The 13,340-nt window shown below is 71.8% G+C and carries 9 protein-coding genes and 1 pseudogene; 7 read left to right on the top strand and 3 right to left on the bottom strand.

The features are described from left to right. Positions 1-266 (bottom strand): annotated as a pseudogene (locus KME77_RS17415) (hypothetical protein); the annotation flags it as partial. 192 nt (positions 267-458) lie between these two features. Here KME77_RS17415 and KME77_RS17410 point away from each other — a divergent pair. Further along, positions 459-2,411 (top strand): family 10 glycosylhydrolase, encoded by a 1,953-nt coding sequence (locus KME77_RS17410; protein ID WP_308250741.1) that lies wholly within the window; start codon positions 459-461, stop codon positions 2,409-2,411. A 16-nt stretch (positions 2,412-2,427) separates the two neighbouring features. Here the strand turns inward: KME77_RS17410 and KME77_RS17405 are convergent, their stop codons facing one another. After that, positions 2,428-3,312: an NAD-dependent epimerase/dehydratase family protein gene (locus KME77_RS17405; RefSeq protein WP_219468539.1), complete on the bottom strand. Its 885-nt coding sequence runs from the start codon at positions 3,310-3,312 to the stop codon at positions 2,428-2,430. Positions 3,313-3,561: 249 nt separating this feature from the next. On the opposite strand from KME77_RS17405, the gene KME77_RS17400 reads away from it, so the two are divergent. The 6 genes from KME77_RS17400 to KME77_RS17375 all read left to right on the top strand — a co-directional run bounded on the left by KME77_RS17400 (position 3,562) and on the right by KME77_RS17375 (position 12,202). Beyond that, complete coding sequence (locus KME77_RS17400; RefSeq protein ID WP_219468536.1) at positions 3,562-4,866, top strand: ABC transporter substrate-binding protein; 1,305 nt, start codon at positions 3,562-3,564, stop codon at positions 4,864-4,866. After that, the gene (locus tag KME77_RS17395; RefSeq protein ID WP_219468533.1) at positions 4,860-5,801 is read left to right on the top strand and encodes a carbohydrate ABC transporter permease; all 942 of its coding nucleotides are present in this window, start codon (positions 4,860-4,862) and stop codon (positions 5,799-5,801) included. Before KME77_RS17400 ends, KME77_RS17395 begins: the two co-directional genes overlap by 7 nt. Beyond that, entirely contained in the window at positions 5,798-6,625 is an 828-nt protein-coding gene (locus KME77_RS17390; protein WP_219468531.1) for a carbohydrate ABC transporter permease, read from the top strand. Before KME77_RS17395 ends, KME77_RS17390 begins: the two co-directional genes overlap by 4 nt. A 34-nt stretch (positions 6,626-6,659) precedes the next feature. After that, positions 6,660-9,233: a family 78 glycoside hydrolase catalytic domain gene (locus tag KME77_RS17385; RefSeq protein ID WP_219468529.1), complete on the top strand. Its 2,574-nt coding sequence runs from the start codon at positions 6,660-6,662 to the stop codon at positions 9,231-9,233. A 62-nt stretch (positions 9,234-9,295) separates the two neighbouring features. Next, a complete protein-coding gene (locus tag KME77_RS17380; RefSeq protein WP_219468524.1) occupies positions 9,296-10,909 on the top strand; it encodes a DUF4434 domain-containing protein in 1,614 nt (537 codons plus the stop codon). Positions 10,910-10,978: 69 nt separating this feature from the next. Further along, positions 10,979-12,202 carry an alpha/beta hydrolase family protein gene (locus KME77_RS17375; RefSeq protein WP_219468520.1) on the top strand — a complete coding sequence of 408 codons (1,224 nt, stop codon included), beginning with the start codon at positions 10,979-10,981 and terminating at the stop codon, positions 12,200-12,202. On the opposite strand, the gene KME77_RS17370 is transcribed toward KME77_RS17375, so the two are convergent. After that, entirely contained in the window at positions 12,203-13,261 is a 1,059-nt protein-coding gene (locus tag KME77_RS17370; protein ID WP_372451188.1) for a Gfo/Idh/MocA family protein, read from the bottom strand. Between the last annotated feature and the right edge of the window lie 79 nt (positions 13,262-13,340).

The raw sequence follows: 13,340 nt of genomic DNA, 5'->3' as shown, positions 1-13,340 counted from the left end.
GGGTGGTGGGACGGGTTGCTGACCAGGTGCATCCCGCCGTACCCGCCGCTGGCGCTGGGTTCGCCGCGGTGGCCGTCGAGGTGCGTCTCGGCGTAGCCGAGGGCGACCAGCAGGTCGCGGGGCACCCCTTGGGCGGCGGCGGCCTGGTCGAACGCCTGCGCCAGCGGCGCCTCCGGGGCGGCGTGCGCCGGAGGGGCGGCTGGAACGACGGTGACCAGCAGGAACGAGGCGGCGAGAGCTGTTAATCGGCGGGGGGAGAGTGACATGGGAGCTCCCTCGATACTCGAGATGAGGCGTCCGCTGCACACTAAACGGGTCCATGACAGATGTCGATAATTGACATTACTGGCGAGTTGGAAGAAACTTTTCGCCCGCCTGACGAGCTGTCGAGTTCGGCGGCAAAGTTGGGCCCCTGAAGACTATTGCGCTCATAGCGATCAACGCTGAAACTTCTTTTCGTGACCACGCACCCCCTGCGCATCGTCCTGGCCACGCTCACCGTCGCTGTCCTCGCCCTGGTCTCCGCACCCGCCGCCGCCGGCGCCGCCGCCTGCGCCGTGGACCCCGCCACCCCCAAGCGGCAGTTACGGGCGATGTGGGTCTCGTCGGTCGCCAACATCGACTGGCCGAGCCGTACGGGGCTGAGCGTGTCCGCCCAGCAGGCGGAGTTCAGATCATGGCTGGACCTGGCTGTGTCCAAGCGCATGAACGCGGTGATGGTGCAGGTCAGGCCGACGGCCGACGCGTTCTGGCCGTCGCCGTACGAGCCGTGGTCACAATGGCTGACCGGCACCCAGGGCGCCAGCCCGGGCTACGACCCGCTGGCCTTCATGGTCGCCGAGGCCCACGCCCGCGACCTGGAGCTGCACGCCTGGTTCAACCCGTACCGGGTCTCCAACGACGACGACCCGAGCGAGCTCGTGGCCAGTCACCCGGCGCGGCAGCACCCGGGCTGGCGTTTCGCCTACGGCGGCAAGCTCTACTACAACCCGGGCATCCCCGAGGTGCGCGCCTTCATCGAGGACGCGATCATGGACGCCGTCACCAGGTACGACATCGACGGCGTGCACCTCGACGACTACTTCTACCCCTATCCCGTCAGCGGCCAGGCCATCCCCGACTCGGCCGCCTACGCCCAGTACGGCGGCGGCTTCCCCGACATCGCCGACTGGCGGCGGGAGAACGTCAACCTGCTGGTACGCGAGCTGGACCAGCGCGTCCACGCCGCCAAGTCCTGGGTGTCCTTCGGCATCAGCCCGTTCGGCATCTGGCGCAACGTGAGCACCGACCCGCTCGGCTCGGCCACCTCGGGCCTGCAGTCGTACGACGCGATCTACGCCGACACCCGGCTCTGGGTCAAGCAGGGCTGGGTCGACTACCTGGCGCCACAGATCTACTGGCACATCGGCTTCGCCACCGCCGACTACGCCAAGCTGACCGCCTGGTGGTCGGGCGTCGCCCAGGGCACCGGCGTCCAGCTCGTCATCGGCCAGGCCGCCTACCGCGCCGGCGCGAGCGGCCAGGACGCCGCCTGGCAGGACCCGGCCGAGCTGAGCGACCACCTGTACGACAACAGGAAGCACCCGCAGATCGCCGGCGACGTCTACTTCAGCGCCAAGGACGTCAGGGCGAACCGGATCGGCGCGATGGCCGCGCTCGTGTCCGCCCACTACTCCCGGCCCGCCCTGCCGCCCGTCCGTGGCGGCAGCGCCGCGCCCGCCGTGCCGGTGGTGACCGCCGCCGCCAGGGGCTCCGGCGGGGTGGCGGTCACCTGGACCGGCTCGGGCACGGCGTACGCGGTCTACCGGGTGGACGGCTCCGCCCCCGCCGCCGATCCGTGCGCCCACGCCGACGCCCGCAACCTGCTCACCACGACCCGCCAGAAGTCCTTCACCGACACCACGGCGGGCTCGGGCACCTACACCTATTACCTCACCGCCCTGAACCGGACCCACCAGGAGAGCGCCCCGAGCGCGGGCAAGGTCGTGACGGGGTCGTCGCAGGGCTTCAGCGTCGTCGTCGACAACACCGACGCCGGCTTCACCGCCTCGTCCGCCTGGGGCACCTCCGCCTTCTCGCCCCAGCTCTACGGCGCCGACTACCGCTTCGCCGACCCGGTCGCGGCCAGCGACCCCGCCTGGTACCGCGCCGCCGTCCCCAGCGCGGGCAGCTACCGCGTGGAGGTCTGGTACGCCGCCAACGCCGGCTACAACAGCGCGACGCCGTACATCGTGACGACGTCGAGCGGCAACCAGAGCGTCACGGTGGACCAGCGGACGGGCGGCGGCGCCTGGCGCAGCCTCGGCACGTTCACCCTCCAGGCCGGCACGTACAACGTGGTCGGCGTCAGCCGGTGGACGACCGGGACGGGCTACGTGATCGCGGACGCGGTCCGGATCACCCTGGTCTGAGCAGCGGCACGGTGGGTCAGCGGGGGAGGGCGTGGCCGTCCGCGTCCAGGTAGTCGCGCCACGACCGCTTGGGCGTCCAGCCGAGCAGCCGCGCCGCCTTGGCGCAGGAGATCCCCGACGCGTCCGGCCGGGACAGCGGCCGCAGTGGGATCGCCTCGCCGTAGTGCTCGCGCAGCCGGGCCGCGAAGTCGTGGCCGCCCGCGTTGTCCGGCGAGGCGATGTAGAACACCTCGTGCCCCGGCAGGTCCGACTCGGCGGCCAGCACGATGGCGTCCGCCAGGTCGTAGACGTCGATGTAGCTCCACAGCCCCGCCCCGATCTCGTGCGGGTCGCGGATCTGCGGGCCGAGGTTGCGCTCGTAGTTGCCCTCCCACTGCACCCAGCTCGGCCGCAGCGAGATGCACCGGATGTCCGACCGGCGTACCGCCGCGTCCATGAGCTGCTCGCCGAAGTGCTTGGACAGCGCGTACGGGTCCTGCGGCCGGGCCGGGTGCTCCTCGTCCACCGGCGCGTAGTCGGGCAGGAACGGGCGCTCGGGGAAGAAGTAGCCGGGCACGGTCTCGCTGGAGATGTTCACAAACCGGGTCGCGCCGAGCCTGATCGCCGCTTCGAGCATGTTGAACGTGGCCATCAGGTTGTTCTGGAACACCACGTGCGGCGGGTTGGAGAGCGGGTCGGGGATGGCGGCGGCGTGCACGATCACGTCCGCGCCGCGCGCCACGGCGTACGCGGCCCCGGCGTCGGTCAGGTCGGCCTGCTGGTAGCGGGGCGTGCCGGGGTCGGGCCGCTCCCAGACCGGGCGGGTGACGTCCACGGCGGTCACCTCGTGGCCCGCCTCCATGAGGGCGCGGGTGGTGGCACGTCCGACCTTTCCATGGGCACCGGTGACGACGACGTGCATGGAAGCTCCTCGGACGGCAGAAGGGGTCGGATGTCCAGAATATGGCCGGGGTGATCGTTCCTGAAGACTTGAATCGTTTTGCTGAGGAATGGATATTCGCCGACCTCGGTGCGCGGGAGGCCCCCAGCGCGCTGATACGTTTCCGTTTCGTTACCGCAGGAGAGGCTTGACGCGTTCTCCGGTAAAGCCTATGTTAACGCCCTAACGGGGCTATTGAAACGATTTAAGCTTCGACCCCCAAGGGGTGTTATGAAGACCACGCGTCACAGGCTCGGGGTGGCCTTCTTCGCCGCCCTTCCGCTTCTCGCCCTCACGGCGTGCGGCTCGCCCAGCGAGCCCGCCGCCGACGGCAGCGCCACCCTCGCCCTGCTCATCGACAACAACGAGTCGACGGTCAACGCGGCCAAGTCCGTGGTGGAGGCCTTCCAGGCGGCCAATCCCAAGATCAAGATCCAGACCGAGACCCGTCCGCCGGGCGGTGAGGGTGACAACATCGTCAAGACCCGGCTGTCCACCGGTGAGATGAGCGACGTCTTCTGGTACAACTCCGGCTCCCTGCTCCAGGCCCTGAACCCGGCCCAGACCATGGTCGACCTCACCGGCGACCCGGTGCTGAAGAACGTCCAGGAGTCGTTCCTGCCGGTGGTCACCCAGGGCGGCAAGGTCTACGGCGTCCCCGCGGGCACCGCGACCGGCGGCGGCATCCTCTACAACCGCAAGGTCTACGAGAAGCTCGGCCTTCAGGTGCCCAAGAGCTGGGCCGAGTTCACCGCCAACAACGACAAGATCAAGGCCGCCGGGATCACCCCGGTGATCTCCACCTTCAAGGACACCTGGACCTCGCAGCTCTTCGTGCTGGCCGACTTCTTCAACGTCCAGGCCGCCGTGCCGGGCTTCGCGCAGGACTACACCGCCAACAAGGCCAAGTACGCCACCACCCCCGCCGCGCTGACCGGCTTCAAGCGGCTGGAGGAGGTGCACGCCAAGGGCTACCTCAACAAGGGCTTCGGCTCGGCCAACCTGGACGCCGGGATCAAGCTGCTGGCCGAGGGCACGGGCGTGCACTACCCGCTGCTGACCGCCTCGCTGCCCGGCTTCGTCGACAAGTTCCCGCAGGTCACCACCGACATCGGCTACTTCGGCGTGCCCGGGGACGACGCGGCGAAGAACGGCGCCACGGTCTGGGAGCCCGGCGGCGCCTACATCGCCAAGACGACCAAGAACGTCGCGGCCGCCAAGACGTTCCTGGCCTTCATCGCCTCCCCGGAGGGCGCCGCCGCCTGGGCCAAGGGCACGCCGCCGTCGGGGCCGTTCCGGATCAAGGGCTACCAGCTCCCGGACGACGCGATCCAGGTCGCCAAGGACCTCCAGGGATACATCGACAAGAACGAGTCCGCGCCCGCGCTGGAGTTCGTCTCCCCGGTCAAGGGCCCCTCCCTTGAGCAGATCACCGTCGCGGTCGGCTCCGGCCTGACCACGGCGGCCGAAGGGGCGGCCCAGTACGACAAGGACGTGGAGAAGCAGGCCAAGCAGCTGGGGCTCGCGGGGTGGTGACCTCGTCGAGGCCGAGCACGGCCACGCCGCCCGAGCCGCGCACCGCCGCGGCCGGGCGGCGGACGCCCCGGCGCAAGGGGAGGGGCAACCCCTACCCCTACGTGTTCTACCTGCCCGCGGGCATCATCTACACGGTCGTCTTCCTGGTCCCGACGATCATGGCGTTCTACTTCTCGATGACCAGGTGGACCCTGTTCGACAGCACCTTCGTGGGGCTGGAGAACTTCACCGACTTCTTCGCCGAGCAGAACCTGCGGATCGGCTTCCAGAACACGCTGATCTACGCGGTGAGCACCAGCGGCCTGAAGGTCGTGCTGGGGATGGCGCTCGGCGTCCTGCTCACCTCGCGGCTGAAGCTGCGCGGCTTCCTGCGCTCCGTGGTGTTCTTCCCGGTGCTGGTCAGCACCGTCGCGGTCGGCATCACGTTCAGCGTGCTGCTCAAGCCGGACACCGGCCTGGTCAACAAGGCACTGGCCCTGGTCGGCGTCTCCGGCCCCGACTGGCTCGGCGACGCCAACACCGCGCTGCTGTCGGTGGCGATCGTCGACGTCTGGAAGGGCGTGGGCCTGGCCACCGTCATCTACATCGCCGGCATGATGTCGATCCCGCGCGACTACTACCAGGCCGTCGCCGTGGACGGCGGCGGGGCCTGGCACCGCTTCCGGTACGTGACGCTGCCGCTGAGCTGGCCGGCCACCAACTCGGTGATCATCCTGTCGTTCATCGGCGGCCTGCGCTCCTTCGACCTCATCTGGACGATGACCCGCGGCGGACCCGGCTTCACCAGTGACGTCATCGCCTCGATCATCTACAAGCAGTACCAGGCCGGGTTCTTCGGCCTGTCCACCGCCGGCAACGTGATCCTGTTCATCGTGGTCACGGCGCTCGTGGTGCCGCTCACCCGCTTCCTCAGCGCCAGGGAGGTGCCCGCATGAGGGCGCTGCGCAGGTCCGGCGCCGAGGTCGCCGCGTTCGTCGTGGCCGTGGTCGTCTTCATCGTGCCGTTCTCGTTCATGGTGCTCACGGCGGTCAAGGACGAGCTGCAGTCGGCCGAGCTGGACTTCGCCTGGCCGGCGAGCTGGCCGATCGTGGAGAACTTCGTCGCCGTCATCGAGGCCCGCGACTACGTGCTGCTGCGGGCCTTCGTCAACAGCACGGTCCTCACGGTCGGGGCGGTGGCGCTGCTCGTCGTGTTCTGCTCCATGGCCGGGTTCGTGCTCCAGCGGCGCAAGGGGCGGATGGGGACGACGGTCAACTTCCTGGTGCTGACCGGGCTGATCATCCCGCCGGCGATCGTGCCGACCATCTGGGTGCTGCAGGGGCTCGGGCTGTTCAAGACGCTGCCGGGGCTCATCCTGGTCGAGGTCGCCTTCCACATGTCGTACAGCGTCCTGCTTTTTCGTGCTTTTGTGGCTGCGGTGCCGCGGGAGCTCGACGAGGCGGCCATGATCGACGGGTGCACCGGGTTCCGGCTGTTCTTCCAGGTGATCTTCCCGTTGCTGCGGCCCGTGACGATCACCGTCGTCCTGACCACGTCCGTCGCCGTGTTCAACGACTTCGTCAACCCGCTCTACTTCCTGCCCGGTGACGAGAACGCCACCGTCCAGCTCACCCTCTACAACTTCCAGAGCCAGTACAGCACCCAGTGGAACCTGCTGTTCATGGACATCGTGCTCATCACGATCCCGCCGCTGCTGGCCTTCGTCTTCTTCAACCGCAAGATCGTGGCCGGGATGACCGCCGGCGCGATCAAGGGCTGACCGCTCGCCAGAACCGCTCGCCCAGAGGAGCCGCATGACCATCGACCTGCGTTTCGAGCACCACCGCGAGCCGATCGGAATCGGCGAGGCCAGGCCGCGCCTGTCCTGGACCGTCCGCGCCGGCGACGCCGACCGGCGCCAGCACGGCTACGACGTGGAGGTCCGCTCCGCCGACGGGACGACGGCCTCGGACTCGGGACGCTCGGAGTCGGTGCTGGTGCCGTGGCCCGGCGACGCCCTCCGCTCACGGGAGCGCAGGGACGTACGGGTGCGCGTACGCGGTCAGGACGGCGCGCCCGGCGAGTGGAGCGCGTGGACGCCGGTCGAGGCCGGGCTGCTGGATCCGTCCGACTGGCAGGCGCGCGCCGCCGCGCCGCCGGCCGAGCTCCTCGGCCCGCCGGACGGACCGGCGACCCTGCTCAGGCGGGACTTCGCGGTGCGCGGCCCGGTCGAGCGGGCCCGCCTGTACGTGAGCGCGCACGGCCTGTACGAGGTGGAGATCAACGGCCAGGTCGTCGGCGACGACGTGCTCGCGCCCGGCTGGTCCAGCTACGGCCGGCGGCTGCGCTACCGCACCCACGACGTCACCGCGCTGCTCGCCGAGGGGGACAACGCCGTCGGCGCGACGCTCGCCGACGGCTGGTACCGCGGCCGCCTCGGCTTCGGCGAGGGCCGCGTCGAGACGTACGGCGAGCGCACCGCGCTCATCGCCCAGCTGGAGATCGTCTACGCCGACGGCTCCACCGACGTGGTCACCACCGGCGACTCCTGGCGCTGCGCCGCCGGCCCGGTCACCGCCGCGAGCCTGTACGACGGCGAGAAGTACGACGCGCGCCTGCTGCCCGCCGGCTGGTCCTCGCCCGGGTTCGACGCCTCCGGCTGGCTGCCCGCCGACGTCCTGGAGCACGACCCGTCGCTGCTCGTCGCCCCCACCGGCCCGCCCGTGCGGCGGATCGAGACGCTGCGGCCCGTCGAGGTGGTCACCGGGCCGTCGGGCGAGACGATCCTCGACTTCGGCCAGAACATGTCCGGCCGCCTGCGCGTCCAGGTCGAGGGGCCGGCCGGGCACACGATCACCTTCCGCCACGCCGAGGTCCTGGAGAACGGCGCCCTGGCCCGCCGCCCGCTCCGCAACGCCGCCGCCGAGGACACGTACACGCTGAGCGGCGACGGCGTGGAGGAGTGGGAGCCGCGCTTCACCATGCACGGCTTCCGCTACGCCGAGGTGATCGACTGGCCCGGCGAGCTGGGGCCGGACAGCGTGCGGGCGGTCGTCTGCCACACCGACATGCGCCGCACGGGCTGGTTCACCTGCTCGGACCCGCAGCTCCAGCGCCTGCACGACAACGTGGTGTGGAGCATGCGCGGCAACTTCGTGGACCTGCCGACCGACTGCCCGCAGCGCGACGAGCGCCTCGGCTGGACCGGCGACATCCAGGTCTTCACCCCCACGGCGGCCTTCCTGTACGACTGCGCGGGCACGCTCGGCTCCTGGCTGCGCGACCTCGCCGCGGACCAGGACGAAACGGGCATGGTCCCGTTCTACGTGCCGTGGGTGGACCTGCGGCACGGCGCCGTCGCCACCGCCGCGTGGGGCGACGCCGCGGTCATCGTTCCCTGGGTCCTGTACGAGCGCTACGGCGACCTCGGGGTCCTGCAGACCCAGTACGACAGCATGAAGGCGTGGGTCGACCACGTCGCCGGCCTGGCCGGGGACGACCACCTGTGGGACGAGGGCTTCCAGTTCGGCGACTGGCTCGACCCGGCCGCGCCGCCGGACCGGCCCGGCAAGGCCCGCACCGACGCCGCCCTCATCGCCACCGCCTACCACGCCTGGACCGCCCAGCTCGTGGCCGACACCGCCGAGCTGCTGGGCCGGGCCGACGACGCCAAGAAGTACGGCGAGCTGGCCGCCGAGGTGCGCGCCGCCTTCCGCCGCGAATACGTCTCGCCGTCGGGCCGCCTGGTCAGCGACACGCAGACCGCGTACGCGCTGGCCCTGCACCTCGGCCTGCACGAGACGCCCGCGCAGTGCGCCCGCGCCGGCAGGCGGCTGGCGGAGCTGGTGGAGCAGGACGACCACCGCATCGGCACCGGCTTCGTCGGCACCCCGCTGGTCCTGTCGTCGCTGGCCTCGGCCGGCGAGTACGACACGGCCTACCGGCTGCTGGCCCAGCGCGAGTGCCCGTCGTGGCTGTACCCGGTGACGATGGGCGCGACCACGATCTGGGAGCGCTGGGACAGCCTGCTGCCCGACGGCTCGGTCAACCCCGGCGAGATGACCTCGTTCAACCACTACGCGCTGGGCGCGGTCGCCGACTTCCTGCACGGCACGCTGGCCGGGCTCGCGCCCGCCGCGCCCGGCTACCGGCGCGTCCGCGTCGCCCCGCGCCCCGGCGCCGGGCTGACGCACGCGTCGGCCGAGCACGAGACGCCGTACGGCCCCGCGGCGGTGGCCTGGTCCCGGTCGGGCGGCAATCTCACGGTGACGGTGTCGGTGCCGGCCGGGGTGACGGCCGAGGTCGCGCTGCCCTCCGGCGCGGAGGAGGAGGTGGGGGCGGGCATGCACACGTTCACGTGCCCGTTCCGCGATGCCGCCGATGATTGAATGTGCGTCGAGGTGACCTGACGGGGTATGAGCGCTTCTGACCGCTCGCGTGAGGAGGTCAGTTGGCGCCCGGGTGGATCCTGCGGGCGGTCGCGGCCGTGGTGACGTTGTTCGGCACGGTCGTCGCCGTCTCCACGGTGCTGCGCGCCGAGGCGTGCCCCGAGCGGGACACCCGCGTCTCCGCCCCGTACGCGATCACCGGGTACTGGGTCGTGCCCCGCTCCGACCCCTGCGTCACGCGGCGGGTGGTGGAGGCGGTCCACGACGTCGGCGGCGACACGCTGGTGACGTTCGGGCCGCGGCTCGCGCCCGCCACGGTCGACGGGCGGGGACGGCTGGTGAGCGAGGGCGGCCCCGACCCCTTCTTCACCGGGTGCCTCGACGGCGGGAGGACGTGTTACCAGGCCGCCCGCGCGGCGGTGCCGGAGATCCGCCGGGTGTACGGCTACGTGGTCGGCGAGCTGTTCGGCGACGGGATCCTGCGCTGTCCCGGGCTGGACAAGAAGATCGAGAGCCGCGGGCGCACCTACTACCGGCTGCTGCTGGGGCGCTCCTGCGCGCGGGGGCCGTACGATCTCGTGCTGGTCTCCAGCGACGGTGACGGCGTGGGGAACATGGTGGCGGAGGCGGCGGCGTACGGGATGAAGGTGTTCCCCGGGCTGCCCGCCGCGCCGCAGGACGTGAAGCGGCCGTGGCTGCCGGACCTGGCGCACCTGGGCGCGGTGACGGCGCTGACCGAGCGGGTGCTGACCGACTACCGGACGCGGTTCGGGGCGTCCTTCGCGGGGGTGTACCAGTCGTTCGAGCTGGCGGTGAAGCGGCGGCCCCGGGTGGATCCGGTCCTCTCCCTCTACAAGGCGCAGCACGCCGTGGCGGCGCGGGTGCTGCCGGGGAAGAAGATCCTGGTCAGCCCCTATTTCGACGCCCGCAGGACCACCGGGTACCCGCCCGCGCTGGTCGCCGAGGGGTTCGCCGCCATCGCGGGCACGCGGCAGGGGCTGCCGATGGCGATCGCCGTCCAGGACGGGCGGGGGACCGGCAAGCTGCCCGTCCACGGCCCCGAAGCGGTGGACGCCCCTGTTGATCCCAGGCTGGCGCCCGTGGTCGGGAACGTCACGAACCGGCAGGCGTACCACGGCGCCACCCGCGAGTACTTCGCGGCCGCCGCCGCCGTGCCCCAGCCTGGAGTGGAGCTGTGGGCGAACACCGAGTCGTTCGAGCCCTCCCCGGTGGCCGGCGAGTGCGGGCGGTCCGACCCGCAGCCGCTGCGCGGGCGCACCACCAAGAAGCGGCTCGACTCGCAGGTCATGGCCGTCGGCCCGTACGTCACCAAGGTGATCACCTACGGCTGGGACCCGTTCTTCACCTGCCAGCAGAGCTGGATGACGCCGTCGCTCAGCGACGACCTGCACGCCTCCTGGGACGACCCGCTGGTGCTCCACGCGTACAGGCAGGGTGACGGGCTCGTCGTCGACGGGCGCAACCTGGAGGGCGGGACGGTCAGGATCGCCTACGCGCAGACCGGCGGCCGGGTCAGGACCGTGGGCGTGCCCCGGGGGCGGGCGGCCTGGGTGCCGTTCGCGCCGCCCGGCGACCTGGATCCGGGGCGGCCGTGGCTGTACCTGACGGTGGTGAACGGCGGGCGCGCCAGCACGAACGCGTACGTGCTGCGGTAGGGAACACCCCACCACGGGTGGGCGGACGGCGGGATGGCCGGGCCGTGCCGCGATTTCTAGTCTCGGATCATGACAAACAACAGGAAAGCACTGGTGGCGGGGCTTGCGGCGGCTGTGGTGACGGTGGGCGCGCTGCCCGCCTCGGCCGCTTCATCCGCCTCGTCGGACCGTGGCCACCTGGTGTCGGCCGAGCGGCTGACGACGCAGTCGGCGGGGCAGGTGGGCGCCACGCTCAAGAGTGATCCCGGCGGCGCGTGGGACACCCGCGCGGTCCGCTACGGGGTGGACACGTACCGGTTGACCTACCGGACCGTGGACGCCTCCGGGCGGCGGACGACCGCCACCGGCCTGGTGGCGCTGCCGCGCAACGGGGACCGGCGGCTGCGGACCGTGTCGTTCGCGCACGGCACCGAGTTGTACCGGAACGACGCGCCCTCCACCGCCGAGGGCGTGTGGGGCAGGGCCCCGGCGCTGACGTACGCGTCCGCCGGGATGGCCGCCGTCGCGCCCGACTACCTGGGCATGGGCAAGGGGCCCGGCAAGCACCCGTGGATGGACATTCCCTCCGAGACCACCGCCTCCCTGGACATGCTCCGCGCCGCCCGCGCGTTCGCCGCGCAGAAGGGCAGGGAGCTGGAGCGCGACGTGCTGGTGACCGGGTTCTCGCAGGGCGCCTCGGCGGCGCTGGGACTGGCCAAGGCGCTGCAGGAGGGCGCCGACCCCGCCTTCCGGCTGGGCGCGGTCGCGCCGGTGAGCGGCGCGTACGCGTTCCGGAAGCAGGAGATCCCCGCCCTGCTCAACGGCGGGACGGACGCCAAGGCCGGGGTGATCTACAGCGCGCTGCTGTTCGTCGCGTTCAACCGGACGCACCACCTGTACGACAAGCCGGGCGAGGTCTTCCGCTCGCCCTACGACAAGCGCGTGGAGAAGCTGCTCGACGGCTCGCATCCCGGCATCGAGGTGGTCAAGGGCACCCCGGGCACCGTGAGGAAGCTGCTCACCCCGCGCGCCGTCAAGGCCCTGGAGCACCCCACGGGCGGCCTGGCCGAGGCCCTGCGCCTCACGGACGCCGTGTGCGCCTGGAAGCCCAAGGCCCCGATCCGGCTCTACATGGCCAAGGGGGACGAGCAGGCCGTGACCGGCAACAGCCGCGCCTGCCACGCCCAGCTGCGCGCCGCCGGGGCCGAGGCGCCCCTGATCGACCTCGGGACGCCCGAGTACGGCGGCTCGCGGCACCTGGGCTCGCAGCAGGCGGCCACCGCCGCCCTGGTCCGCTGGTTCGCCCGCCTTTGATCACAAGGTGGCGGCGTGCGGGGCCCAGTCCTCGGCCAGCGGTTCGGGGGTGGGCGACGTGGTGCGCAGGCGGCGGCACTCGCCGTCCTCGCCCGCGTCGCTGATCGCGGTCATGATCTCCAGGACGTGCAGGGCGAGCGCGCCGGAGGCCCGGTGCGGGGTCCCGGCGCGCAGGGCCCGGGCCATGTCGAGGACGCCCAGCCCGCGCCCCGCCGTGGTCCCCGTGACGGGCACGTCCCGCCAGTCGGCGTCATCGAGCCCGCGCGCCAGCAGCGGCCCCTCGAACGTGTTGGGGTCGGGCAGCGACAACGCCCCCTCGGTGCCGATGATCTCGATCATCCGCCGCCCGATCGGCGAGTCGAAGCTGAACGTCGTCGTCGCCGACGCGCTGCCCACGAAGTCGATCAGCGCGTTGACGTGCGTCGGAACCTCCACCGCGAACGTCGTGCCCGCCTTCGGGCCCGAGCCGATCACCCGCCGGTCACGGGCCCGCCGCACGCTGGCGGCCACCCGCCCCGCCGGGCCGAGCAGCGCCACCAGCGCGGTCAGGTAGTACGGGCCCAGGTCGAACAGCGGGCCCGCGCCGCGCTGGAACAGGAACTCCGGGTTCGGGTGCCACGACTCCGGGCCGCCGTTCTGCAGGGCCGCCGCGACCGCGACCGGGGTGCCGATCAGCCCGGAGGCCACCGCCCTGGCCGCCGACTGCAGCCCCGCGCCGAGGAAGGTGTCCGGGGCGTTGCCGATGAGCAGGCCCAGGTTCGCGGCCTCGGCCGTGACCTTGGCCGCCTCGTCCATGTCCAGGGCCAGCGGCTTCTCCCCGTACACGTGCTTGCCTGCGCGCAGCGCCGCCAGCGCCACGGCGGCGTGCGCGGCCGGGATCGTCAGGTTGACGACGATCTCCACCTCGGGCAGCGCCAGGACGGTGTCCACGTCGCCCGACACCGGCACCCCGTACTCGCGGGCGACGGTCGCCGCCCTGGCGGTGTCCAGGTCGGCGATCCCCAGCACGTTGACGTCGGGGAAGGTGGACAGGTGGCGCAGGTACTGGGCGCTGATCACGCCCGCGCCGACGATCGCGACGCCGACCGGTCCGGTCCTCGGACCGGCGCCGGGCTCGGCGTTGTCCGATCCGGTCCTC

The sequence above is a fragment of the Nonomuraea rhizosphaerae genome (assembly GCF_019396405.1).
In the GTDB taxonomy this organism is placed as follows: domain Bacteria; phylum Actinomycetota; class Actinomycetes; order Streptosporangiales; family Streptosporangiaceae; genus Nonomuraea; species Nonomuraea rhizosphaerae.
The sequence above is the reverse complement of the archived record's forward strand: the minus strand, read 5'-3'. Positions and strand labels throughout refer to the sequence as shown.

Excerpts from the sequence above, each read along its gene's own strand:
- KME77_RS17405 (WP_219468539.1), bottom strand. The coding sequence starts at position 3,312 with ATGCACGTCGTCGTCACCGGTGCCCATGGAAAGGTCGGACGTGCCACC.
- KME77_RS17400 (WP_219468536.1), top strand. The coding sequence starts at position 3,562 with ATGAAGACCACGCGTCACAGGCTCGGGGTGGCCTTCTTCGCCGCCCTT.
- KME77_RS17390 (WP_219468531.1), top strand. The coding sequence starts at position 5,798 with ATGAGGGCGCTGCGCAGGTCCGGCGCCGAGGTCGCCGCGTTCGTCGTG.
- KME77_RS17385 (WP_219468529.1), top strand. The coding sequence starts at position 6,660 with ATGACCATCGACCTGCGTTTCGAGCACCACCGCGAGCCGATCGGAATC.
- KME77_RS17375 (WP_219468520.1), top strand. The coding sequence starts at position 10,979 with ATGACAAACAACAGGAAAGCACTGGTGGCGGGGCTTGCGGCGGCTGTG.